Raw genomic sequence first — 24,261 nt, forward strand, 5'->3', positions numbered from 1 at the left:
CCTTCCGGGTCTTTATGATCCGGCAGGATGGACCGGGAAGGACTGGCGACATGACCTATGTGGTCACCGAAAACTGCATCAAGTGCAAGTACATGGACTGCGTCGAGGTCTGTCCCGTCGACTGTTTCTACGAAGGCGAGAACATGCTCGTCATCCATCCCGACGAGTGCATCGATTGCGGTGTCTGCGAGCCCGAATGCCCGGCCGAGGCGATCAAGCCCGATACCGAACCCGGCCTTGAGAGCTGGTTGCAGCTCAACTCGAAATATGCGTCGAGCTGGCCGAACCTGACCCAGAAGAAGGACCCGCCGGCCGACGCCAAGGACTTTGATGGCGTGGCTGGAAAGCTCGAAGAACATTTCTCGCCGAACCCCGGCGAAGGCGACTGAATTTCACCCAAGGGGAAGAGGCTGAGCGATGAGCACACCGGCGCTGCGACATGCAGTTCCGGTGTTAATCGGCGTTTACCTTTGATTCGGCGTGTTTTTTGTGATACACCTCTTCGTGCAGTCGAATTGGTTCCGCCTGCCCCTGCGAGGATTCATAAACGGGGCACCCCCATAGATACGGGATGACCAGGGCTTCCGGCAGAAGGCCGGAGCGTGGTGATTTTCGTGTTCGGTGGTCAAGTAGCAATCGGCTGAGGGAGCGTGAGGCTGCGGGTCCGTGACCGCTCGGTCGGGATTGCAACGCATCAGGCAGAGTGTCTCCGGTCATTCCGGCCGGGGACGTGTCATCGTGGGCCGTGTCAAGCGGTCCCGTCAGGAGTCGTAACGGCATGTCCACTGCGAAGAAAGCTGTTGTGCGCCAGGGTTTCAAGACGGGCGAGTTCGTCGTCTACCCGTCCCATGGCGTCGGCCAGATCACGGCGATCGAAGAGCAGGAGGTTGCCGGCTTCAAGCTTGAACTCTTCGTCGTCAGCTTTGCCAAGGACAAGATGACGCTGCGTGTTCCCACCGCCAAGGCTGTGAGCGTCGGCCTGCGCAAGCTTGCCGATACCGATATCGTCAGCAAGGCGCTGACGACGTTGACCGGCCGGGCCCGGATCAAGCGCACCATGTGGTCGCGCCGCGCCCAGGAATATGAAGCGAAGATCAATTCGGGCGATCTTGTCGCCATCGCGGAGGTCGTCCGCGATCTCTACCGCTCCGAGGCGCAGCCCGAGCAGTCCTATTCCGAGCGTCAGCTCTACGAGGCTGCGGTTGACCGCATGACCCGTGAGATCGCGGTCGTCGACGACGTGACCGAGACCGAAGCGCTGAAGAAGATCGAGGGCCAGCTCGCCAAGTCGCCGCGTCGTGCGGCCAAGGGCACCGAGGTCGACCCGGCTGATGCCGATCTCGAAAGCGACAATGACGATCTGCAGGAAGAAGCCGCCTGAGGCGATTCCTCCGGCATGATGCCAATCAACCCGGCGGGCAACCGCCGGGTTTTTTCTTGGCCAGACGGCTCCGGTTTTTGCGCGGGAGAAGGGCGACTAAGCGCTCCCAGGCTGGCTTGGCGGCCCTGAGCGTCTTCTCGTGATCCGGCAGCTGCTGGACGGGCCGCCCATCGCGCGCGGTCCGGTGGATCAGCAGGCGGACCTTGATCTGCGTGACCCCACGGGACCTGGGCCAGATCGGGCGAGCGCCCATGGAGAACCTTGCGGCCAGTCAGTTCGGAAGCGGCGCCGGCAAGGTTGTTGCCGGTGCAGGGGGCGCCTGCAGAAGCCGATCACGCCGGTTCCGTCGGTGGCGCCTGATGCTGTAGCAAGGAAAGCCAGGGCTGCCCGCGCGGGCAGCCCCTATTCGGCGACGATCTTGTAGCGCTGGCCGGGCGTCAGCTTGCTGTTACGATCGAGCCCGTTCAGCAGCAGGAAGAGGTCGAACGCGCGCTCATGTGTCGCCATGCGGGCGGCCAGCGTTGCAGGCGTGTCGCCTTCGGAGGCGCTGACGATCCGCAATTGCAGAGGCTTCGTGGCCTGTGCTTCCGCTGCAGTCAGGACCCGGAAGCTGCTGAGCACGGCGCGCATCGGGCGCTCCGGATCGCTGCTGCCGCGGGCCGCCAGGATGAAGCGATAGACGCGATTGCCTGCCTGGATGGCGGCGAGCCTGAAGGTCCAGTCGGTCCCCTTGCCGCTGGCCAGGACGGCGGACTGGCCCTCAAGGTCGAGCTTTTCGACGGGGCCGGTCTCGACCCCGTCGATCCAGCCGGAGGCGACATAGGATTCGAGGGTCTGGCCGGGCTTGAGCGTGACCGAATCAAAACGCAGCGCCTGGGCACCGTTGCCGCTGACACCGATGACCATGTCGCGCGCCGCCTCGAGGTCGAACCCGTCGGGGGCATCGAAGGTGATGCGCAAGGTGCTGTTGAGATAGCGCCGGCCTCGTACCACGCCATCGCTCGGGTCGTCGCCATAGGCGATGCCGTCGATCGCAGCGAGCCAGCGGGCCGCATCGCGCTCGCCAAGCCCGGGTGCACCGATCTGGCGGGCGGACGCCGTGACGGCGGCGACGCGCTCCGGGGTCGAGGGATGGCTGGAGAGAATATCGAGCCGCTTCTCGCTGCCGCTCTGGCCCTGGCCGCTGTTGCGGAAGCTGGTATTGCGGCCGAGCGCGCCCAGGAAGCGGCCCGCTCCATAGGGGTCGTAGCCGGCGCGCGCGATGTTGCGGACGCTGATCTGGTCGGCAATCAGCTCCTGCTGTCGCGAGAAGCGGGCGAGCGAGATCTTGGAGCCGGCCTGAACGGAGGCGCCAGCAGCCGGATCGTTGAGCACCTGTGTGACGACTTGCGTGACAAGCGCAGACTCAGCTTCGGCCTCAGCCCGCTCGACGGCGTGATGGGCGGTTACGTGAGCGATCTCGTGGGCGAGCACCGAAGCGATCTCGCTGGTGTCGTTGGCGAGCGCCAGCAGCCCGCGCGTGACGTAGAGCCGGCCATTCGGCAGGGCAAACGCGTTCACCGCCGGCGAGTTCAGGATGGTGATCTCGTAGCTGCCGATCTGCCCTTCGCCAGCCTTGACCAGCCGCGCCACGACTTCGTTGAGCTGGGCCCGAGCGTTTGGCGCGCGGTACTCGCCGCCGAAAGCGGCCAGCAGCCGCAAATGCTCGCGGTCCGACGCGCGCTGGAACGTGCTCAGCCGCGGGGCAAGCTCGCCATCGGCCGGTTGGGGGGGCAGGACGCTCTGGTCGCCGAAGCAGCCGGAAAGCAGCAGGGCGGGAAGGAGCAGGGCGCCTAGTCGCGCCATGGGGCGTGACACAGTCTGTCGGCGAAAGGCCAGCATGGTTCTAATCGATCAGTTCCAGGGCTGCGCGGGAGGGGAGTTCAAGCGACAATCCATCCGGCCCGCTCAGTACGCCGCGCGCCCACACGCGTTTACCCGTCAGTGTCCTGGCGGTCCAGCCGACCTCCCGCATCTCCCGCCAGAGCCTCCTCGACACGACGACCGACGCACCGGCTCCCCGCCGGCGCGAAAAATTCAGATAGGAACGCTGCGGTCGCTCGCCGATCGATGCGATCCGCCCCTCCAGCACGATGACGCGACCGGCGTGCACCTTCAACGCGGCAATATCGTGACCATCGACGAGATTGGCTGGTTTTGGGCCAGTTTGTCGCGCGGATGGGGTGGCATTCGGGGCAGATGCCCGCAAGAGCGCGTCGCAGGGGCTGCTGACGGAATCGGGTAGATGCCAGGCTGCGCCGCTTCGGATGAGGGCGACCGACAGGTCCAGCGGTGCGGTGGCCTGGGTATCCGGATCGGCCAGCAGGCGCGCCGCGATGCGGCCCCAGCGATCGGGCTCGGCCAGGATGACGATCCGGAGATCGCGGCCTTGCCACGCTGCCAGGGCCGCGACGAAACGCGCGATCTCCGCGTCGTCCTGCCGAGGGGCCAGTCCGACGAGGCGTATCCGCCGGCCATCGTCGAGCAGCAGATCGCCGCTGGTGTCGGTGCCAGCCAAACGAACCGTCGGCGTCTCGGCGGCCGCGGCCGGACAGGAATCGTTCGCCAGCGCCTTGCCCGACGCGGCAATGAGACTCAGCATGACTGCAACAAGAGGCTTCACCCGCATGCGCTTTATGCTAAACGCATTCACGTGCGTCCCGGTAGCTCAGCAGGATAGAGCAACGGTTTCCTAAACCGTAGGTCAGGGGTTCGAATCCCTTCCGGGACGCCAGTTCTCCCACAGCAATCTGAGACTGGACGGGGTGACCCGTCTGGCTGGGCTTCTGACCATAGGTTAGCCTTGGCTCAGGCGCCGTTGCTGGCTTGTGCAGCCCTCGCGACTGTTGCCCGATAGCGGCCGGCCGCCGCGCAACTCCCACCCCACAGGTTCACGATGCCCAAACGTACGATCTCTTCCGACCGTGTCTTCAAGGGAAGGCTCCCTTTCGCCCAGGCGACGGTCGCCGGGGACTTCATGTTCGTCTGCTGCGTCGGGATGGACAGGGAGGGCAAGTATGCCGTCGGCGACGCACGGCGTCAGACGCAGCAATGCATCGACAACATCCGCGCTCTCCTGGGGGAGGCGGGCGGCAGCCTGAAGGATGTCGTCAAGTGCACAGTCTATGTCACCGACCGTGCCTATTGGGAGCCGATGAACGAGGTCTATTTCGCCAATTTCGCCGAGGATTCGCCGCATCGCGTGTCCTGCATCGTCAATGGCCTCGGCTCGCCCGACTGTCTCGTCGAGATCGACGCGACCGCCTATCTCGGTGAAATGAAGTAGACCTCGCGATCGCGCAGCGGGCGGTCGCGCGCTGCGCACATCCTGAGGCCGGATACTGGACCGGTCTGACCGCTCGGCCTGATCGCAGCTCGCGCCGTTGCCTGCATAGGATCAGCTCTTGCCCAGTCGAGGCCTGGACGTGCGGGGTCGCGAGAGTGCCTTGCACGTGATTGGCCCGCGCGCATGGATTGTGCGTCGGGCGTTGCTTACCCCTTTGCAGTCCGTGACGAGTCTTGCGCCGGCTCGCCCATAAGATGCGGAGCGCAACGCAGAATGCGGACCAGTCTGCCGTGGAGTTGCGCTCCGAGGCGGGGCTTGGCATGCGCGACGCTCTATGCCGTCACGATTCAAACAACCAGGAAGATACAGAGCCATGTCGATCGAACGTATAGGCCTGACGGAACGGTGGTGCGACGCCGCCATTTTCAACGGCATTGTCTTCCTCGCCGGCCATGTCGCGGAGAAGACCGAAGGGGAGACGCTGACGCGGCAGACCGAGGAGGTGTTGGCCTTGCTCGAGGAAACGCTCGAAGCCGCCGGTAGTGCGAAGGACCGGATTCTGAGCGTTCAGATCTTCCTGACCGATATTGCTGGGATCGCCGAGATGAACGCCGTCTGGGACAAATGGGTCGCCCGCGGCAGCGCGCCGGCGCGCGCAACGGTGGAAGCGAAGCTCGCTTCGCCGGGATATGCGATCGAGATCACCGCTGTGGCCGCGAAGAAGGCCCCCTGAATTCCGGGGGCCGCGCGGCACATCGGCAATCTGACCTATCGTCAGCCTGTCATTAAGCATGGCGGTTGAATCTCGACGAGGCGGACGTGATTTCCACCGCGGTTTAGGGATTTGACCGCCATAGCAGGACGCGCCGAGGCCGTTCCTGTTCGCCTCGCACGGGAAGCCATGACGATCTTTGTTCGATCGCCTGGCGGCCCTGAAAGGTGGACAAGGGCTTTGACATGTCTGTTCGCGCGATGATCCGAGCGATGCGACCGCATCATTGGCTCAAGAACGGGCTCGTCTTCGTCCCCATCCTGCTGAACCATGACGTGTTCGATCTCGCTGCGCTCGGCCACGGGGCGATTGCGTTCGTCGCGTTCAGCCTGCTCGCCTCGGCGATCTATCTCCTCAACGATATTGTCGATGTCGAGGCCGATCGGCGGCACCCGACCAAGTGCAAGCGCCCTCTGGCTGCCGGCGAGATCACCGCGAAGCAGGCTTATGCTGCGGTGCCACTGCTGATGATCGCGGCCTTCGCTTCGTCAGTGTTCGTGCCTGAGCCGGGTACGTTCCTGCTGGCGCTGACCGCCTATCTCGTCCTGGCGCTGCTCTATCTGTTCGTTCTCAAGCGCAAGCTGCTGGTCGACGTGCTCGGGCTTGCAGCTCTGCATACCCTGCGCATCCTGGCCGGCAACGCCGCGGCGGCGATTCCGGTCTCGTCCTGGCTGCTCGCCTTCTCGATGTTCCTGTTCTTCAGCCTTGCGCTGGTCAAGCGCTATGCGGAGCTGCGAATCACGCAGGACCAGTCCGGGCTGAAGAAGGCCGGCCGCGGCTATCAGGCCGAGGATATCGAGGCCCTGTCGCAGCTCGGCATGGCCTCGGGCTGCACCTGCGCGCTGATCATGGCGCTCTATGTCGATAGTGCGGCCGTGAAGCAGCTTTATCGTCACCCCGAGATCATCTGGCTGGTTTGCCCCGTCATCCTCTATCAGATGGCGCGGATCTGGTTTCTCGCCCGTCGTGGTCAGATGCCGGATGATCCGCTGGTCTTCATGATCCGCGACTGGCGCAGCCAGGTGACGGGTGGGTTGGTGCTGCTGATCATGGTCGCCGCGACGGTCCTGCCGTGAACGGACGAGCGCCCGAATATCGGTCCTGGGGCGGCCTCATCGCCCGGAATACGCAGATCATCATGCCGGACGCCTGGAGTGCCGAGCCTGCGCGCTACCCTTCGACCGTGCTCGCCTATGGCAATGGCCGTTCCTACGGCGATTCCTGCCTCAATGATGGCGGCGGGCTGATCGCGGCGCGTCGCCTCGATCAGATCCTGGCCTTCGATCGCGAAAGCGGACTGATCACCTGCGAAGCCGGAGTGTTRCTGGACACCATCCTGGAGCATGTGGTTGCGCTGGGCTGGTTTCTGCCGGTCACGCCGGGCACCGCCTTCGTCACCGTTGGCGGGGCGCTCGCCAACGACGTGCACGGCAAGAACCACCATCGCGCCGGCACGTTCGGGCGGCATGTGCGTGCCTTCGAGCTGGCGCGTTCGGACGGGGCCCGGCTCACCTGCGCGCCTGACATGAACAGAGAGCTCTTCGCCGCCACGATCGGCGGCTATGGGCTGACCGGGTTGATCACCCAGGTGACATTGCAGCTGATGCCGATCCCATCCGCCGAGATGCGTCAGGAGGCGATCCATTTCCCGAGCCTCGGGCGCTTCTTCGAGGTCGCGGCGGAATCCGATGCAACCCATGACTACACCGTGGCCTGGATCGACTCGCTTGCTGGCGGGACTAGCTTCGGACGCGGCGTTTTTTTCCGTGCCAATCATGCTCCGGCGTCGGAATTGCCGCAGTCGCGCGCAGCGCGCCCGCTGCCATTCCCGATCAATCCTCCCTTTCCGCTGATCAACCGCCTGACGCTGCGTGCCTTCAACATGCTCTACCGGGCCGCGCAGCCGCGTTCGCCGGAGCCGAGGCGCATTCCCTATCGGCCGTTCTTCTACCCGCTCGACCGGGTGAGTAACTGGAACCGCGCCTATGGCCCTCGGGGCTTGCGCCAGTTCCAATGCGCGGTGCCGATGGCGCAGGCGCATAGGGCGGTCGAGGAGATGCTGAGGCGCACGCTCGCGGCTGGCGAGGCATCCTTTCTGACGGTGCTGAAGCTGTTTGGGGACGTGCCGTCGCCAGGCATCATGTCGTTTCCGGTTGTGGGCGCGACGCTGACGCTCGATTTCCCGCATCGCGGCGAGCGGACGCTCAAGCTGCTGGACGAGCTTGATCGCGTGGCAATCGCGGCGGGCGGCCGGGTGAACCCTTACAAGGATGCCCGCATGTCGCCTGCGACCTTCGAGGCATCCTTCCCGCAGTGGCGGGATTTTGCCCGGCATGTCGATCCGGGCTTCTCATCCGGCTTCTGGCGCCGCGTGACTGCGGGCTAACGTCGTTCAGGCGGTTGCCCGGGTGACGGCTTCAAGCCGATAGCCTTCCGGATCGATGACGAAGGCGGCGTAATAGTCAGGTGCATAGCGCGGTCGCAACCCGGGGGCGCCGTTGTCCCGTCCGCCTGCCGCAAGCGCGGCCCGATGGAAATCGTCGGCAGCCTGACGCGTCCCCGCCGCGAAAGCGAGGTGGAACCCCGGCCCCGGCGGAGTGACCGGGCCAGCCTGCAGCTTCAGCGCCAGGAGATCGCCGCCATTCGGCGGCCCGTAGCCTGCTCCATCGGCAACCGTCCAGACCCGCACGAGGCCGAGCGGCGCCAGTGCAGCATCATAGAAGGCAATCGCCCGTGGGAGATCGGACACGCCGAAGGAGAGATGGCTCAACATGGCTCACCGGATTGATGCTGCGGAAGGGAGAGTTCTGCACGAGCGGCCACGGATTTCTGTCAGCAGGCGCTGCGACGCAAAAGGGCCGGCGCATGCCGACCCTGGGGAAGCTGCCTGGGCAGGGAGCTCAGTTCTTCGCGGTCGCAACCTTGCGCAGATAATCGGTGACGATCCGCGTGATGCCGCGCGAGAGCAGGTCGTCGAGTGCCTCGATGAACTGGTCGCATTGCTCGCGCGTCACGATCAGCGGCGGTTCGAGGCGGATGACGTTGCGGTTGTATTCGGTGAAGGCGACGAGCACGTCGTAATCCTTCAGGAGCAGCGCGCCGACAAAGCCGCAGAGCGAACCCTTCAGCTTGTCGTCGAGCAGCGCGACCATGTGCTTGACGCCGAAAGGCATGGCCTCGCTGATGTCCTGGAACTCGACGCCGATCATCAGGCCACGGCCGCGGATCTCCTTGAGCAGCGTCGGGTGCTTGGCGCGAAGGGTGTTCAGCCTCTCGATCAGGTAGTCGCCCTGGCGCTTGGCGTTGCCCATGAGGTCTTCCTCATAGAGCACGTTGAGGGCCTCGATCGCGCTGACGCAGGCCTCGCCCATGCCCCCAAAGGTGGCCTGGGCATGGATCAATGCGGTTTTCGGCTTGCCATAGGCCTTCATGTAGAGTTCGCGCCGGGCGATCATCGCACCCATCGCAGCCTTGGAGCCGCCGAGAGCCTTGGCGAGTGCGGTGACGTCGGGCACGACGCCGTCACGCTCGAAGGCGAAGAACTGGCCGGTGCGGCCGAGCCCGCACTGCACTTCGTCGGCAATCCAGAGGACGCCGTGCTTGTCGCAGAGCGCGCGCAAGTCGCGCCAGAAGCCTTCGGGGGCTTCGACGATGCCGCCGCCACCCTGGATCGTCTCCATCACGACGATGCCGATCGCCGGATCGGATTCGAGCGCTAGGCGCACGGCCTCGATATTGCCGAACGGCACCTTGACCCGGTTTTCGACGAGCTTGAACTGGGACTGGTAGAGCGTCGAATCCGTGACCGAGAGCACGCCCTTGGTCTTGCCGTGGAACGAATTCGCGGCATGCAGGATCTTCGACTTGCCCGGGCCCTGAACCTGCTCGGCGACCTTCAGCGCAGCTTCCATGGCTTCCGAGCCGGTCGAGCCGAGAAAGACCATGTCGAGATCGCCGGGCGAGATCGTGGCGAGATTCCGGGCCAGGGCGGCCGCATATTGCGACATGAACGCCATGCAGATCTCGTGGCGGTTCTCGTCCTGGAACTTCTGCCGGGCGGCGATGATGCGCGGGTGGTTATGGCCGAAGGCGACCGAGCAGAACCCGCCGAAGAAATCGAGGATCTTGCGTCCGTCCCGGGTGATGTAATGCATGCCCTCGGCACGATCGACGATGATCTTGTCGAAGCCGAGCAGCTTGAGGAAATGCAGCTGTCCGGGGTTGATGTGGTTGGCAAAGAGCTCCTTCACCTGTGCGGCGTCGAGCTGTTTGGCCTCCTCGACGCTGATCAGCTTCGGGCGGGCTGGGGAATCGTCGTTCCTGAAAGCTGGCATGCTCATGCGGCCTTGCTCCTCTGCTCGCCCTTGCTCTTGCGATATTCGGTATAGGCGGCGAGCAGCATGTCCTCGTCGCGGTATTTCGGGGTCCAGCCGAGCTCGCGCTTGGCCTTGCTGGTGTCGAGAATGCAGATCTCGTCGGCGATCATGTACTGTTCCGGGTCCATGATCGGCAGATTGATCGCGTCAAGCGTGTTCAAGGCGAACTTGACCAATGGTGCAGGCGTCGGCAGCAGGATCGATTTCGAGCCGGCATGCCTGATCAGGTCGCCCAGCAGCTTCTTCACCGGCGGCGGATCGTCCGAGCCGAGATTATAGGCGCTGTTGGGGAAGTCGGCCTTCCAGGCTGCGGTGCAGGCGCTGGCGCAGTCGAACACCGAGATGAACTGGTAGGGATTGCCGCCGCCGCCGATCATCGGCACCGGGAGGTTCATGTCGATCAGGCGGAAGAGCTTGACGAGGATGCCGAGGCGGCCCGGGCCGATGATCAGGCGCGGCCGGAAGATCGGGATCCGAAAACCCTTGTCGCGATAGGTCTGCGCCAGGGTCTCGGTGGCGAGCTTGCTCTCGCCATATTCGCCGAGGGGTCTTGCCGGATGGGTCTCGTCCTGCGGCACGGTGATGGAGTGGCCGTAGATCATGTCCGTGGTGAAGTGGACGAGCTTGTTGGCGCCGCGCTTCTCCATCCAGTTCAGGATGTTGGCGGTGCCGTGATAGTTCACCGGCCAGAAGAAATCGTGGCGTTCCCGACGGGTCACGATCGGCGAGAGCATCTTGGCCGAGAGATTGTAGACGAGATCATCCTGGCCGAGCGGGATGCTCTCCACGCTCTCGGCTCTGGTTACGTCGATCGTCTGGAAGGGGACCGCCGCGTAATGGGCGTGAGCGCTCTTCTGGATATCCGCGACCAGCACCTCCTCGCCCATGGCGGCGAGGTCCGCCGCGAGATGCGAGCCGACGAAGCCGTCTCCGCCGATAATGATGTGTTTCATGCTGAGTTTGCCGCTGGTTCGATGATGAGATGCGTCAGCGCGACGTGTCGGGAAGGCGAGGGCGCCGGTCACGGACCGGCACGGGCACGGGCACCGGGCGCAAGGCGGGTCTGTTCTCGGGCGGTTCGAACAGGATGCCGAGGCGGAGAATGAAGCGTGCGATCAGGTCCATCATGACTCAGCTCTGTGCGATGAAGATGGTGCCAACGACGATGAAGCCAATGCCGGCGATGCGGGCAGGGCTCAGGTCTTCCTGGAAGACGAAGTAGGCGTAGACCGCGACCACGACGTAAGCGAGGCTCAGGAACGGGTAGGCGTAACTGATCTGTACCTTGGACAATACGATCAGATGCGAGGCCATGCTGACCACGAAGGTGCAGAGGCCGGCGAAGACGAAGGGGTTGAAGACGACCCGAAATACGGTCCAGATCAGTCCGTCATTCGCGATATCGAGGTTACCGATGCCGGTCATGCCCCGTTTCAGCATCAGTTGCGCGGCTGCGTTGGTCAGCACGGTAAACAGAATCAGGGGTATGTAGGAATTCATCGGGGCAGCATTTGTCCGCGTTCTTGACGGGCCCTGAATGCGGCTGAAAATACTTCAAATGCCTTACGTCAGCGACCTTACCTAACCGTAACCTTAAGAAGATGCTGAGGCCTTGGGGACAAGTCTCGCGGATCTCGCATGCCCTGTTCCCCGCCGGTTCTGGCGGGCATGGCGGTCGCCGGGGCATGCAAGATCGACCGATCCTCGAGACCTGCGCTCAGGCGACCTGCCCTTCTTCAAGGACACCATCCTTGTCGAGGGTGCGCTGCAACGCCGGCCGCGAGAATACGCGAGCGAGATAGGCCTCGAAGACAGGCAGGCGCGGCAGCGCGCCGATAATGTTCATGCCGAAATGGATGCCGCTGCCGAGCTGGGTGTCGGCGGCGGTGAAGCGGTCGCCGGCCGCGAAATCTTGATTGCCGAGGCGCTTCTCCAGATAGGCAACGGTGTCCTCGTGCGACCCGAAGGAGAAATGCTGCGGGACGTAATCGATATTGGTCGCCCTGGTCGCGATGATCGGGTCGAGTACTGCGTCGGTATAGACGAGGGCCGTCAGATAGGGGGCTCGCGCGGGATCACTCAGCGCAGGCGCGAGACCCGCCTGGGGGAAGGCGTCGGCGAGGTAGATGCAGATCGCGGCACGCTCGGTGACGATGATACCGTCATGGATGACGGCGGGTACCTTCTTGTGCGGCTGGATGGCGCGGTAGTCCTCGGGGGCACCGCTCTTGGCGCGAATATCGATCATCTCCATCCGGTAGGGCTGCCCGAGTTCTTCCAGAAGCCAGAGCACGCCGAAGGAACGCGATTGCGGGGCGTGGTAGAAGGTCAGCATGGCTCTCTCCATCATGAGGACGGCGCTCCCGATAGGGTGCGTCGTCGCGGCGATGGCGGGAGTTGTGACGGTACTTGATGTCAGTAGATGTCAGGACCGGCACGGCCCGTGCTCAGCTCTCTTCGCTATGCCCGCGCCGGATGCGTCGGACCGCCGCCCAGACCCCGATGAGGGCGATGGGTACGAAGAGCGCTGTCGCCATGCCGACGTCGATGGGCAGGAAGCCGGCATCCTTCGCGCCCTTGGCGAGGTAACCGAAGAGGCTGACGACGTAATAGCCGATCGCCGCGACCGAGAGGCCCTCGACCGTCTGCTGCAGCCGCAGCTGGAGGCGGGTGCGCTCGTTCATGGCCGCCAGCAGGTCGCGGTTCTGCTGCTCGAGTGCGACATCGACGCGGGTGCGTAGCAGATTGGCGGCGCGCGCGAGTTTGCGCGACAGGTCGGTCTGGCGCTCCTGCAGCATCTGGCAGGTGCGCATCGCCGGCGCCATCCGCCGGGACAGGAAGGCTGCGAGCGTCGGCCAGCCGGCATGCGGCGTTTCGCCGATCGCGATCAGGCGCTGCTGGACGATGTTGTCATAGGCGCGACTCGCACCGAAGCGATAGTTCGTGGACGCCGCCTCGGATTCGAGACGCGCGGCGAGCGCGGTCATCTCGTCGAGCAGCGCATTGTCGGAGACAAGGCCCTCCGTCGCCGTCATCGTCGAGGCAATGCGCACCAGCGTTTCCTCCGTGGCACGCACCGATGGGCCGATGCGCTGCGCCTCCGGCAGGCCGAGCAGAGCCAATGTCCGATAGGTTTCGATCTCCAGAAGCCTCTGGGGCAGGGCCCCCGAACGGGACGATGTCAGTTCGCGGTCAAGCAGGAGGATGCGGACGAACCCGCCGGCACTGACCCGGAAATCGGTTGCCGCAACGGCGCTTGCATTATCGACGAGCGATGCGGCGAGGCTCGCAGGATCGAAGATCGCATCCAGCTCCCCAGCCCCGATCGCGGGCAGGAGATGGAGGTCGATCGAGACGAGGTGCGGGCCGGGCTGCGGCAACTCGTGCATGGGATGCTGCAGATCGATTGCCGTCGGAACGAAGGCGGAGCGTTCGGGCGATGGCAATTCCCAGCTATAGGTCGTGAACTCGCTATGCTGTTCCCAGCGCAGGCCAATCTCCGCGAGGCGGGCGCGGTGATGCTTGGCGCCTTCGGCCAGGGGCGTCACACCGCGCTCGGAACAAAATCGAGCCAAGGCGTCGCGGTCTGCCGCCGCTTGAGCCGCATCGGTCAGGAAGGCGAAATGCAGCAGGCGGCGCGGGGTCTCGATCGGCGCGAAGGGGCGGGCGTGGACCTCGGCGAGAATGACCTCGCGGTCGGGGTGCGGTACGAGGCCGCCCTTCTGGTGCTCGATCATGTCGCCCCGACGCCCGTTCGACCGCTCCCGATAGAGGCAAGACTGCCGCAAAGTCGCGTGCCCGGCCAGATGGGCATGGTGCCGCAAGCAGGGAGGGAAGAATGCTGCCGACAGGATCCGGCAGCATGATGTGCCAAGTTCTGAAGAGAGAACCCAGGAGCCAGCCATGCCCCTGCCCAACCGTGTAAGGCCCGACGGCTCGCTCGCCCGCGACCCTGCGCGTGGCCTGGTGTTCGGCAATCGCGGCGGCCGGTTTCACGATCCGCACACGCAGGCCGCGCCGATCCGGTCGCACGCCACGCGGCAGTGGATCTGTTGCGTGCTCTCCTTCAAGGGGCGACGGCGACAGGTCTGGGGCAAGGGTTACACCGAGCTGTTCTTTTGCGACGAGGTGACGGCGCTTGCGGCCGGGCACCGGCCCTGCATGGAGTGCCGGCGGGCGGATGCGCTCGGCTACCGTGCGGCGCTGGTCCGAGGCCTCGGCCTCATGTCCGAGCCGCTCTTTCCCGAGATCGACCGGATTCTGGATGGCGAGCGCCGGATCGGACGAGCCAAGCAGAAGCACCGGCTTCAGGCCGATCGATTGCCGGACGGAACCATGATCGAGGCTGGGGCCGGCGAGTGGCTGGCCTTGCGCGGTGAGGCCGCGCTGCTCTGGTCTCCCAACGGATATATCGAGCGACGGCGGCGGGCGCCCGGGACCGTCCTGGTACTGACGCCGCCTGCGACCATCGCGGCCCTCGCGCATGGCTATCGTCCGCTCTGGCATGGAAGCGCGACGCTGTTTTCGTGAGGCTGCGCCCGAGGAAGCGAGGAGGGAGCGGCCGGAACCTTGGGCAGCCTCAGGACGTTGCTCCAGCACGATCATTCATAAGGGGCTGTCCCAATGCGTTCGATTGCACTTTGGCTGCTTGGCGTGCCGATTCCCGTCATCATCCTGCTCTGGTTCTTCATGCGCTGAGACGAAGGGCCAGCGAGGATTGGGGATGGCCGGGCTTGTCCCGGCCATTGGCATTTTACTGCTGACGAAATCAGTCAGTCGTCATATGATCTGCTGACGTGCTCGCGGCGCATGGCGGCGCGGTCGCATCCCTCCGTCGCTTCCCCTATATCGTGGCCATGTCCATCATCCGCGTTTCCAACCTGTCCAAGACCTACGCGTCCGGCTTCAGCGCACTGAAATCGGTCGATCTGGAAATCCGCCGCGGCGAGATCTTCGCCCTGCTCGGACCCAACGGTGCCGGCAAGACGACGTTGATCAGCATCATCTGCGGACTGGTGAACCCGACCTCCGGCAGCGTGCTCGCCGATGGTCATGACATCATCAAGGACTATCGGGCCGCGCGCGCGCGCATCGGGCTGGTGCCGCAGGAGCTGACCACGGACGCCTTTGAGACCGTCTCGGCGACGGTCAGCTTCAGCCGGGGGCTGTTCGGCCTGCCGCGGAACCCGGCCCATGTCGAGCGCGTGCTCAAGGATCTCTCGCTCTGGGACAAGCGCGACAACCGGATCATGACGCTCTCGGGCGGTATGAAGCGGCGTGTGCTGATCGCCAAGGCGCTGGCGCATGAACCCCAGATCCTGTTCCTCGACGAGCCGACGGCCGGCGTCGATGTCGAGCTCCGCCAGGACATGTGGAAGCTCGTCCGGCGCCTCAGGGACGACGGCGTCACCATCATCCTGACCACGCATTACATCGAGGAGGCCGAGGAGATGGCCGACCGGATCGGCGTGATCAGCAAGGGCGAGATCATCCTGGTCGAGGACAAGGCCGAGCTGATGCGCAAGCTCGGCAAGAAGCAGCTTTCGCTCTCCCTGCAGGAGCCGCTTGCCGCGTTGCCGGTGGGGCTTGCAGCCTATGATCTGGCGCTCGCGGCCGAGGGGGAGGAACTGGTCTATACCTATGACACCAAGGCGGAGCGGACCGGCATCACCGCGCTCCTGCAGGATCTCGCGACCGCAGGCATCCGCTTCAGGGATCTGCGCACCAGCCAGAGCTCGCTGGAAGACATCTTCGTGAGCCTGGTGAGGGAGCGGCACTGATCATGGCTATCAATCTCCACGCGATGCGCGCGATCTATCGCTTCGAGATGGCGCGCACCTGGCGTACGCCACTGCAGAGCATCGTCTCGCCGGTGATCTCGACCTCGCTCTATTTCATCGTCTTCGGTGCCGCGATCGGTTCGCGCATGCAGGCGATCGACGGCGTCGCTTATGGCTCCTTCATCGTGCCTGGCCTGATCATGCTCTCGCTGCTGACGCAGAGCATCGCCAACGCCTCCTTCGCGATCTATTTTCCGAAATTCACCGGCACGATCTACGAACTGCTCTCGGCGCCCGTGGCATGGTGGGAGGCGGTCATCGCCTATGTCGGCGCGGCGGCCACGAAATCGATCTTTCTCGGCCTGATCATCCTGCTGACGGCGACGGCCTTCGTGCCGCTCAGGGTCGAGCATCCGGTCTGGATGCTGCTTTTCCTGTTCCTGACCGCGATGACCTTCAGCCTGTTCGGTTTCATCATCGGCATCTGGGCCGACGGTTTCGAGAAACTGCAGGTGATCCCGCTGCTCGTGGTGACGCCACTGACCTTCCTCGGCGGGTCGTTCTACTCGATCGACATGCTGCCGGGATTCTGGCGGACGGTGGCGCTGTTCAACCCGGTCGTCTACCTGATCAGCGGTTTCCGCTGGAGCTTCTTCGGCGTTTCCGAGGTCGGCATCGTCGTCAGCCTGGGAATGACGCTGGTCTTCCTCGCCGCCTGCATTGCGACTGTCGGCTGGATCTTCCGGACCGGATATCGCCTGAAGACCTGAGCCGGCCTCAGGCCGCCTTGACGTCAGAGAAGAAGGTCTCGACGGCACCCCGCAGAGTCTCCGCCTCACGACTCAGGCTTTCGGCTGTCTTCAGAACCTGACTTGCCGAAAGCATGGTCTCCTCGGATGCGGCGGTGACCCCCTCCATCTTGCGCGAGACGCGGACGGTGCCATCCGACGTTGCCTGCGCATTGCGGGCGATCTGCGCCGTTGCCTGCATCTGCTGCTCAGTCGCCCCTGCAATCGCCACGGTGTGCTGGGCCACGTCGGCCATCACCGCCGCGATCGCTTCGATTGCGGCGACTACGCCGCGTGTCTCGGTTTCGAAGGCCGCGATCTGGGCGGCGATCTCATCCGTCGCTTGGGACGTTCGGCTCGCCAGGGTCTTCACCTCGCCAGCGACGATGCTGAAGCCGCGCCCGGCCTCGCCGGCACGTGCAGCCTCGATCGAGGCGTTGAGGGCGAGGAGATTGGTCTGGGCAGCGATGTCGCGGATCATCGAGACGATCTTGCCGATCTCTTCGGCGGCATAGGTCAGGTTGGCGACATTCGCGCTCGCGCTGGTGGCATCGCGCGCGGCATTGCCGACGACGCCATTGGCCTTGGCGACCCGCCCCGTGATCTCGGCGATCGAGCCGGAGAGCTGTTCCGAAGCCGCGGCAACATTCCGAACGCTGTCGGCGGCATCAAGGCAGGCAGCGCGAGCGTCTTCGGCCTGCGAGGTTGCCGCTGTCGCTGCATCGCTCAACGTCCGGGCCGTGCTCTCCATCTGGCTCGAACCGGATCTCACCGTCTTCAGCACGGCGTCGATCCTGGCATCGAAGCTGCGGATGAGCGTGTCAATCCTGATCTGACGCTCGGCACGGGCGGTCTCGGTCACCCGGGCGGTGCCTTCGAGCTCGGCGCGCGCCATGGCGTTGTCGCGAAAGACGACGACCGAGCGGGCCATATCGCCGATCTCGTCCGGGCGTGCCGACAGAGGAATTTCGGCGACCGGTTCCGACTGTGCCAAGCGGCGCATCGTTGCCGCCAACCGCCTGAGCGGCTGTGAAACGCGCCGATGCACGATCCAGAGCGCGAGAGCGAGACCGGCCGCGATCATCAGAGCGCCGATCAGCGTCTGCCGCCTCGCGCTGCTGTCCTGCAGCGCGTCGAGGCGGGAATCGATGATGCGGCTGTTGACGTCGTTGAGAACCGCGATGTGTTTCAACGCTTCGTTCAGTGCCTTGCGGTTCGCCCGGTTGACCTCGTTGTTGCCGTGCCTGTTTGCTGCGGAGGGGCCCTCGATGCGTGCGAGCCGAACCGTCTCCCGCCGGAAGCGGATGAATTGCTCGATCTGGTCGGAGACAGCGGCAAAGGCTGCGCCGTCCTCTGCCTGAACGAGAGGGCGCCAATCGTCCATGACCTCATGGATCTGGGCAAGATCATCCAGGAGTGGCTGGGCGAAGCGCTCGGCATCGGCGGAATCGCGGCTCATATAGAGCCCGCGCGTTTCCATCACGACGGCGTTGACCAACCCGTTGATCCGTTCGGCCATCAACACGCGGCGCGATGCGAGCTGCATCTCGTCCGTCATCGCCGCGTAGCGGCCAAGCGCCTGGACCCCGAGGATGGTTGCCAGGGCGGCAGTGACGGCGAGAAGCAGGACGGCTCCGAAGATCTGGCTGGAAATCTTGCGCAGGGACGCCATCCGCTCGTGGGTTGAAGCGCCGGCCGCAGCTGGCGCAGATGTGATCGCGGCGCCGGATGATGGCTGCGAATGGTTAATCCATGGTGATCTGCGGGCCCATCAGGTGGCGCGGCTGACGTCGAAGTCGCGTTGCGGATCATTGACAGCGGGCGCCCTTCCTGTCTTCACACCGGCATGACCGATATTTCCATCCTTGATGCCCCGGCGACCGCCGTCGCGCCGCATGCGCGCCGGCGTACCTTCGCCATCATCTCGCACCCGGACGCCGGCAAGACGACGCTGACCGAGAAGCTGCTCTATTTCGGCGGCGCGATTCAGCTCGCGGGCGAAGTGCGCGCCAAGGCGGGCCGCCGCCAGACATCATCCGACTGGATGAAGATCGAGCGTCAGCGCGGCATCTCGGTCGTCACCTCGGTGATGACCTTCGAGTATGGCGGGCACGTCTTCAATCTGCTCGACACGCCGGGCCACGAGGACTTCTCGGAAGACACCTATCGCACGCTGACGGCGGTCGACTCCGCGGTGATGGTGATCGACGCCGCCAAGGGTATCGAGGCGCGGACCAAGAAGCTGTTCGAGGTCTGCCGGTTGCGCGACATCCCGATCGTGACCTTCATCAACAAGGTCGATCGCGAGACGCGCGATCCTTTCGACCTGATCAACGAGATCGAGACGACGCTGGCGCTCGACGTCGCGCCGATGACCTGGCCGGTCGGGCGCGGGCGCGACTTCGTCGGGACACTCGATTTCGCCTCGAATACCTTCCGTCGCAACCAGAAGGGCGACGAGAGCGACGCGGGAACCCCCGTTGCGGGCGAGGACGATCCGCTCTTCGACGAGCTCCTGCCGAACGGCCTTGCCGAGACCTGGCGGGAGGAGGTTTTCCTGGCGCGCGAGGGCCTGAAGCCGTTCGACCTGGAGTCCTTTCGCGAGGGCCATCTGACGCCGGTCTATTTCGGCGCGGCGCTGCGTGACTATGGTGTGCGCGACCTGATCGACGCGCTCGGCCGGCACGCTCCGAGCCCACGCGCCCAGGTCGCGGACAAACGCGCGGTCGAGGCGGAAGAGCCGAAGATGACCGGCTTCGTCTTCAAGATCCAGGCGAACATGGATCCGAACCATCGCGACCGCATCGCCTTCATGCGCGTCTGCTCGGGCAAGCTTTCGCGCGGCATGAAGGCGAAGCTGGTTCGCACCGGCAAGCCGATGCCGCTGAACGCGCCGCAGTTCTTCTTTGCGCGAGACCGCTCGATTGCCGAAGAGGCCTTTGCCGGCGACATCGTCGGCTTGCCGAACCACGGTACCTTGCGCATCGGCGATACGCTCACCGAGGGCGAGGACATCGTCTTCAAGGGCGTGCCGAGCTTCGCGCCGGAAATCCTGCGCCGCGTCAAGCTCAAGGACGCGATGAAGGCGAAGAAGCTGCGCGAGGCCCTGCAGCAAATGGCGGAGGAGGGGGTCGTCCAGCTCTTCCTGCCGCATGACGGCGCGCCGGCGATCGTCGGCGTGGTCGGCGCATTGCAGCTCGACGTGCTGAAGGAGCGCATGGATGTCGAGTATTCGCTGCCCGTCGATTTCGAGCCGTGCCAGTTMGCGATCGCGCGCTGGGTCTCCTCGGCCGATCAGGCGGCGCTCGCAAAATTCGTCGCGCTGAAGCCGTCTTCGATGGCGGACGATCTCGACGGCGACCCGGTCTTCATGGCCTCGTCCCAGTTCACGCTGAAATACGATGCGGAGCGCGTCCCGGAGATCACCTTCTCCGACGTCAAGGACTATCAGAAGGTCGCGAAGGCCTGAGATTCTCCCTCTCCGAGGAGAGGGAGAAGACAGGACGGGGATCGGCGACGCGCCTCATCCCCGTTGTTGCCTCTTGAGGATGTGGCGCGGCCGAGCTCTGCGCTCGCGCGGGCCGACGAGCTGGCTTATCCCGCGCGATTGCCGGAGACGATCGCCAGGGCCTCGACGAAGCGATCGAGATCCGCCTCCATGATGTAGGGGGCCGGCGAGATCCGGATCGTGTTGCCCTTGGCGACGCCGCCGCGGCGAACGGTCATCACCTTGTGCTTGTCGCGCAGCTCCGCAACGATCGCATTGGTCTCCGCAGGGCTGCGCTTGCCGGCCAGGGCGAACGAGGTGATGCCGGCCACCATGCCGGGATCGTCCGGGGTCTGGATCTCGACGCCCTTGAGTTCGCGTGCCTTGGCGACCCAGTGATTGCGCAGGTGGCGGTAGCGCGCCTCCTTGGCCTCCGGGCCGATCTCCTGATGCAGGGCGAGTGCGGCAGGGACCGCGAGCTGCGCTGCGAAGTTCGGCGTGCCGGTATGGATCCGCGAGCGGACATCGTCGGCCTTGAAATCCTCGTCGGCCATATAGGGGTCGATATCGCCGAGCCGGTCCTTAGCAATGTAGAGCAGGCCGACACCGAGCGGCGCGCCGATCCATTTGTGCAGGTTGAAGCCGATGAAATCGACGCCGAGATCCCGGGCCTGAAAGGCAACCTGGCCCCAGCTATGGGCCGCGTCGAGGATGACATCGGCACCGCGCGCCTTGGCCATCGCGGCCAGTTCCTTGACCGGCATCATCAGCCCGGTGCGATGGCTGATATGGGTCAGCAGGAGAAGCTTCGTCCTGGGATTGGCCTTGAGCGCTGCGTCATAGGCGTCGAGCACGGCCTGGCGCGTGGCGGGCTCCGGGATGTCGAACCTGACGACATCGACACCGCGCCGAGCCTTCAGCCAGTTCATCGCATACTGCATCGAATCGTAGTCGAGATCGGCATAGAGCACGGTGTCGCCGGGCTTGAGCTTGTTGTAGCCGGAGATCAGCGCCTGCAGCGCCTCGGTTGCGCCCCGCGTCAGCGCGATCTCCTCGCGCGCAACGCCGAGGAATGCGGCGAGTGGGGTGCGGACATTGTCGAGATCGGCGCCGATCCTGCTGCGGGCATAGACCGTGTTCTCGAAGTTCACGAAGTCGGTCAGGCGCTTGTACTCGGCCTTCACCGGCTCGGCCATGATGCCCCAATAGCCGTTCTCGAGATTCACCATGTCGGGCGTGACGCTGTAGAGGCCGCGCACGATGTTCCAGTAGCTCGTGTCCGTTCCGGGATTGACGGTCGGAAATGCCGGCAGGCTGCGCGCGGCGGCAGGCATCGGCTGCGGTATCAGCGCTGCGGCGCCAAGGCCGAGCAGAAGCGTGCGGCGATTCGTTTCGAAGGCTTGGCCGGTCATGAGCGTCATCTCCTCGCTGATGCCGCGCAGAGCTAACGATGGTCTGTTGCAGACCTGTGACGATCCACCGGATTGATCGTGGGCCTTGTCCCCCAGCGGGCTCGGAAGCACCGGGTCGGGCTACCAGCGCGCTCAGGTTTCGCGGCCGCACCCGAACACGGCCCAGAGATTGGCTCCCATGGCTTCAGGACGCCCGAGGAAGAGGCGGGCCATGCCCTTCGTGCGCTGCAAGCGCGCGCAGCCACGACACCATTCAGGGCGACGGCATGCGTTCCCACGGCTGCGGCCTGTTCCAGCCCTGAAGCTGCTGGAACGACCGGCAATTCGGGACCCTTTCCGCTGCCGGTCAAAGGCGGTGGAAAAGGGGGGCACGTGCGCCTGCTGGCTATGGCACGGGCGACCCTGCGCTAGGCGTGCCCGGCCTTCAGCGCCTGGTCGAGGTCGTTGTAGAGGTCCTCGACATCTTCGATGCCGGTCGAGAGGCGCAGTAGATCGACCGGGCAGGGCGAGCCTGCGCCCTCGATCGAGGCGCGATGCTCGATCAGGCTCTCGACGCCGCCCAGCGAGGTGGCGCGCTTGTAGAGCTCGACATGCGCCGCCGCCTTGATCGCCGCCCTCTCGCCGCCGGTGACCTGGATCGACAGCATATAGCCGAAGCCGTTCTGCATCTGGCGCGCCGCGATGTCATGGCCCGGATGCTGTGGCAGGCCGGGATAGAGCACGCGGGCCACCAGCGGGTGGGCGGAGAGCTTCTGGGCGAGCGTCATGGCGGAGGCCGTCTGGCGTTCCTGGCGGACGTGAAGGGTGCGCATGCCGCGCATCAGCAGATAGGCCTCGAAGGGGCCGAGAACGCCGCCCTGCATCTTGCGGACTGTTTTCACGCGGTTCCAGAAGGCGTCATCCTCGCGGGCGCAGAGGGCGCCGGCGACGACGTCGGAATGGCCGTTCAGCACCTTGGTGGCAGCGTGCATGACGATGTCGGCACCGAGCGTAAGCGGCCGGGTATGGACCGGGGACGCGCAGGTCGAATCGACCGCAAGCTTCGCACCGGCCGCATGGGCGATCTCGGCGGCGCCGGCGATGTCGGTGATGGTCCAGAGCGGGTTCGAGGGCGTCTCGGCCCAGACCAGCTTGGTGACGCCTGGCTTTACGGCGGCCTTCAGCGCGTTGAGATCATCTGTCTCGACGAATTCGATCTTCAGGCCCCAGCGCGTGGCCTCGGTCAGCAGCCAGGAGCGAAGCGCCCAGTACATCACCTTCGAGGCGACGACATGATCCCCCGGCGAGAGCGCCTGGAAGACAGCCGTGGCGGCCGCCATGCCCGAGCTGAAGAGCAATGCCCCCGCCTTCGCCTCTTCCAGCATCGCGAGCACGGTTTCCGCCTCGCGCACCGTCTCGTTGTCCGGGCGTCCATAGACGAAGCCGGAGGAGTAGCCGTTGTCCTCGTCGCGGATATAGGTCGTGGCGATATGGATCGGCGTCACGACGCCCTTGGTGAGCTGATCGATCTTGCCCATGGCCTGGGCGGCCAGCGAACGGGGATGAAGCGGGCGCTTGGTCATGGAGCGATTCCGGAAAGGTTCCATGAGGAACGGGAATGTCCATCTGGCGCAGGCATGGGGGTTGGCGCAAGGGTCTCGGCTTGCCGATGCCGCAGACGCACCCCATGCTGGGGGCATGAGCACTTTGTCGAGCAAGGCCGGATCTTCGCCGAGGCCGATCTGGGTCGATCTGCTGATTGCGATCGTCCCGGTGGTCGCCGCCTCGCTGCTGGGCAGCGCGGCCACCGTTCCGCAAATCCCAGGCTGGTATGCGACGCTTGCCAAGCCGCCATTCAACCCGCCGAACTGGCTGTTCGCGCCGGTCTGGACGGCGCTGTTTGCGATCATGGCGTTGAGCGTCTACCGCATCCTCCGACTGCCGGCAGAGACGCCCGGCAAGTCCGGGGCGCTGATCGCCTATCATGTCCAGCTTCTGCTGAACGTGCTGTGGTCATTCGGATTCTTCGGAATGCAGAGTCCGCTCGCCGGGATCCTGGTGATCCTGCCGCTGCTGGCGATGATCCTGATCACGATCAAGCGCTTCGCTCCGCTCGATCGTCTCGCGGCGAACCTGTTCTGGCCCTATGCCGCCTGGGTGTCCTTCGCGACCGTGCTGACAATCTCGATCTGGTGGCTGAACCGGTAGATGTCCGCTCGGTTCAGCCGAAGGCGACGTCGAAGATCAGCTTGACGTTCAGGGCGATGATGATCGCTGCGATGACGAAGGCGCTCGCCGTCAGCCAGCGCGGCGAGACCAGTTCGCCCATCTTCTTGCGCGACGCCGTGAACATGACGAGCGGCACGATGGCGAAGGGCAGCTGGAAGCTCAGGATCACCTGCGAGAGGATGAGCAGCTTGCCGGTCTGCGCTTCGCCATAGACGATCGTCACGACGATGGCAGGGATGATGGCGACCAGGCGCGTGACCAGGCGGCGCAGCCATGCCGGCAGCTTGATGTCGATGAAGCCTTCCATGACGATCTGTCCCGCCATGGTCGCGGTCACCGTCGAGTTCAGGCCGCAGCAGAGCAGCGCGATGGCGAAAAGCGATGGCGCGATCGAGGCGCCGAGCAGCGGGGCGAGCAGTTCATGCGCGCGCCCGAGTTCGGAGACGGTGTTCTGACCGGTCTTGTAGAAGGTCGCGGCGGCGAGGATCAGGATCGCTGCGTTGATAGTCAGTGCGAACATCAAGGCGACGGTCGAATCCAGTGTCGCGTATTTCAGCGCCTCGCGCTTCTCCGGCAGGCTGCCGCCATAGGCGCGGGTCTGCACGATGCCGGAATGCAGATAGAGGTTATGCGGCATCACCGTCGCGCCAATGATGCCGAGCGCGAGGTAGAGCATGTTGGGATTGGTGACGATGTCGGTCGTCGGGGCAAAGCCGCGAATGACCTGGCCCC

The 24,261-nt window shown here is 64.8% G+C and carries 24 protein-coding genes and 1 tRNA gene; 12 read left to right on the forward strand and 13 right to left on the reverse strand.

The annotated features are described in order from the left end of the window. The first annotated feature begins 50 nt into the window (after positions 1 to 50). On the forward strand, positions 51 to 389 hold the full coding sequence (gene fdxA / locus AC1DRP_RS10320) for a ferredoxin FdxA (RefSeq protein WP_069878872.1): 339 nt from the start codon (positions 51 to 53) through the stop codon (positions 387 to 389). A 389-nt stretch (positions 390 to 778) separates the two neighbouring features. Then, complete coding sequence (locus AC1DRP_RS10325; RefSeq protein WP_069878873.1) at positions 779 to 1,381, forward strand: CarD family transcriptional regulator; 603 nt, start codon at positions 779 to 781, stop codon at positions 1,379 to 1,381. Positions 1,382 to 1,783: 402 nt separating this feature from the next. Here AC1DRP_RS10325 and AC1DRP_RS10330 read toward each other — a convergent pair whose 3' ends face one another. Together AC1DRP_RS10330 and AC1DRP_RS10335 are read right to left on the reverse strand one after the other, a co-directional pair. Further along, the gene (locus AC1DRP_RS10330; RefSeq protein WP_441493216.1) at positions 1,784 to 3,226 is read right to left on the reverse strand and encodes a M48 family metalloprotease; all 1,443 of its coding nucleotides are present in this window, start codon (positions 3,224 to 3,226) and stop codon (positions 1,784 to 1,786) included. Between the two features lie 40 nt (positions 3,227 to 3,266). Then, positions 3,267 to 4,049: a hypothetical protein gene (locus tag AC1DRP_RS10335; protein ID WP_441505674.1), complete on the reverse strand. Its 783-nt coding sequence runs from the start codon at positions 4,047 to 4,049 to the stop codon at positions 3,267 to 3,269. A gap of 28 nt (positions 4,050 to 4,077) precedes the next feature. Here AC1DRP_RS10335 and AC1DRP_RS10340 point away from each other — a divergent pair. From AC1DRP_RS10340 to AC1DRP_RS10360, 5 genes are all read left to right on the forward strand, one after another. After that, positions 4,078 to 4,154 (forward strand) — tRNA-Arg (locus AC1DRP_RS10340). Between the two features lie 162 nt (positions 4,155 to 4,316). Beyond that, on the forward strand, positions 4,317 to 4,706 hold the full coding sequence (locus tag AC1DRP_RS10345; protein ID WP_441505658.1) for a RidA family protein: 390 nt from the start codon (positions 4,317 to 4,319) through the stop codon (positions 4,704 to 4,706). Between the two features lie 373 nt (positions 4,707 to 5,079). Beyond that, on the forward strand, positions 5,080 to 5,439 hold the full coding sequence (locus AC1DRP_RS10350; RefSeq protein ID WP_441505657.1) for a RidA family protein: 360 nt from the start codon (positions 5,080 to 5,082) through the stop codon (positions 5,437 to 5,439). A gap of 239 nt (positions 5,440 to 5,678) precedes the next feature. Beyond that, complete coding sequence (locus AC1DRP_RS10355) at positions 5,679 to 6,554, forward strand: UbiA family prenyltransferase (RefSeq protein WP_476768448.1); 876 nt, start codon at positions 5,679 to 5,681, stop codon at positions 6,552 to 6,554. Continuing rightward, positions 6,551 to 7,864 (forward strand): FAD-binding oxidoreductase, encoded by a 1,314-nt coding sequence (locus AC1DRP_RS10360; RefSeq protein WP_441505655.1) that lies wholly within the window; start codon positions 6,551 to 6,553, stop codon positions 7,862 to 7,864. The genes AC1DRP_RS10355 and AC1DRP_RS10360 overlap by 4 nt, the downstream gene beginning before the upstream one ends. A 6-nt stretch (positions 7,865 to 7,870) precedes the next feature. Here AC1DRP_RS10360 and AC1DRP_RS10365 read toward each other — a convergent pair whose 3' ends face one another. The 7 genes from AC1DRP_RS10365 to AC1DRP_RS10395 all read right to left on the reverse strand — a co-directional run bounded on the left by AC1DRP_RS10365 (position 7,871) and on the right by AC1DRP_RS10395 (position 13,591). Then, positions 7,871 to 8,251, reverse strand: coding sequence for a VOC family protein (locus AC1DRP_RS10365; RefSeq protein ID WP_441505654.1), 381 nt, complete (start codon positions 8,249 to 8,251; stop codon positions 7,871 to 7,873). Between the two features lie 127 nt (positions 8,252 to 8,378). Continuing rightward, on the reverse strand, positions 8,379 to 9,818 hold the full coding sequence (locus AC1DRP_RS10370; protein ID WP_441505653.1) for an aspartate aminotransferase family protein: 1,440 nt from the start codon (positions 9,816 to 9,818) through the stop codon (positions 8,379 to 8,381). Further along, on the reverse strand, positions 9,815 to 10,807 hold the full coding sequence (locus tag AC1DRP_RS10375) for an NAD-dependent epimerase/dehydratase family protein (protein WP_441505652.1): 993 nt from the start codon (positions 10,805 to 10,807) through the stop codon (positions 9,815 to 9,817). Before AC1DRP_RS10375 ends, AC1DRP_RS10370 begins: the two co-directional genes overlap by 4 nt. Positions 10,808 to 10,841: 34 nt before the next feature. Next, entirely contained in the window at positions 10,842 to 10,982 is a 141-nt protein-coding gene (locus AC1DRP_RS10380) for a hypothetical protein (protein ID WP_441505651.1), read from the reverse strand. A gap of 3 nt (positions 10,983 to 10,985) precedes the next feature. Then, positions 10,986 to 11,354, reverse strand: a complete 369-nt coding sequence (locus tag AC1DRP_RS10385) for a DMT family transporter (protein WP_441505650.1) — start codon at positions 11,352 to 11,354, stop codon at positions 10,986 to 10,988. Between the two features lie 217 nt (positions 11,355 to 11,571). Further along, entirely contained in the window at positions 11,572 to 12,189 is a 618-nt protein-coding gene (locus AC1DRP_RS10390; protein WP_441493225.1) for a glutathione S-transferase family protein, read from the reverse strand. A 112-nt stretch (positions 12,190 to 12,301) separates the two neighbouring features. After that, complete coding sequence (locus AC1DRP_RS10395) at positions 12,302 to 13,591, reverse strand: DUF3422 family protein (RefSeq protein WP_476768443.1); 1,290 nt, start codon at positions 13,589 to 13,591, stop codon at positions 12,302 to 12,304. A 166-nt stretch (positions 13,592 to 13,757) separates the two neighbouring features. On the opposite strand from AC1DRP_RS10395, the gene AC1DRP_RS10400 reads away from it, so the two are divergent. From AC1DRP_RS10400 to AC1DRP_RS10410, 3 genes are all read left to right on the forward strand, one after another. Continuing rightward, positions 13,758 to 14,384 (forward strand): hypothetical protein, encoded by a 627-nt coding sequence (locus AC1DRP_RS10400; protein WP_441505648.1) that lies wholly within the window; start codon positions 13,758 to 13,760, stop codon positions 14,382 to 14,384. Positions 14,385 to 14,710: 326 nt separating this feature from the next. Further along, entirely contained in the window at positions 14,711 to 15,634 is a 924-nt protein-coding gene (locus AC1DRP_RS10405; RefSeq protein WP_441505811.1) for an ABC transporter ATP-binding protein, read from the forward strand. Positions 15,635 to 15,642: 8 nt separating this feature from the next. Continuing rightward, positions 15,643 to 16,404 carry an ABC transporter permease gene (locus AC1DRP_RS10410; protein ID WP_441493236.1) on the forward strand — a complete coding sequence of 254 codons (762 nt, stop codon included), beginning with the start codon at positions 15,643 to 15,645 and terminating at the stop codon, positions 16,402 to 16,404. 7 nt (positions 16,405 to 16,411) lie between these two features. Here the strand turns inward: AC1DRP_RS10410 and AC1DRP_RS10415 are convergent, their stop codons facing one another. After that, on the reverse strand, positions 16,412 to 18,094 hold the full coding sequence (locus AC1DRP_RS10415) for a methyl-accepting chemotaxis protein (protein WP_476768444.1): 1,683 nt from the start codon (positions 18,092 to 18,094) through the stop codon (positions 16,412 to 16,414). Positions 18,095 to 18,268: 174 nt separating this feature from the next. Here AC1DRP_RS10415 and AC1DRP_RS10420 point away from each other — a divergent pair, with 174 nt between their 5' ends. After that, positions 18,269 to 19,891, forward strand: a complete 1,623-nt coding sequence (locus AC1DRP_RS10420) for a peptide chain release factor 3 (protein WP_476768445.1) — start codon at positions 18,269 to 18,271, stop codon at positions 19,889 to 19,891. A 125-nt stretch (positions 19,892 to 20,016) separates the two neighbouring features. Here the strand turns inward: AC1DRP_RS10420 and AC1DRP_RS10425 are convergent, their stop codons facing one another. Together AC1DRP_RS10425 and AC1DRP_RS10430 are read right to left on the reverse strand one after the other, a co-directional pair. After that, positions 20,017 to 21,321, reverse strand: a complete 1,305-nt coding sequence (locus tag AC1DRP_RS10425) for an aminotransferase class V-fold PLP-dependent enzyme (RefSeq protein ID WP_441493230.1) — start codon at positions 21,319 to 21,321, stop codon at positions 20,017 to 20,019. A gap of 407 nt (positions 21,322 to 21,728) precedes the next feature. Then, a complete protein-coding gene (locus AC1DRP_RS10430; RefSeq protein WP_441492209.1) occupies positions 21,729 to 22,883 on the reverse strand; it encodes a trans-sulfuration enzyme family protein in 1,155 nt (384 codons plus the stop codon). 115 nt (positions 22,884 to 22,998) lie between these two features. Here AC1DRP_RS10430 and AC1DRP_RS10435 point away from each other — a divergent pair, with 115 nt between their 5' ends. Further along, the gene (locus AC1DRP_RS10435) at positions 22,999 to 23,508 is read left to right on the forward strand and encodes a TspO/MBR family protein (protein ID WP_441492208.1); all 510 of its coding nucleotides are present in this window, start codon (positions 22,999 to 23,001) and stop codon (positions 23,506 to 23,508) included. 13 nt (positions 23,509 to 23,521) lie between these two features. Here the strand turns inward: AC1DRP_RS10435 and AC1DRP_RS10440 are convergent. After that, positions 23,522 to 24,261, reverse strand: a 740-nt coding sequence (locus AC1DRP_RS10440) for a divalent metal cation transporter (protein ID WP_476768446.1), incomplete at its 5' end; no start/stop codon positions are given.

It is taken from the genome of Allobosea sp. 01N443 (genome assembly GCF_056399325.1).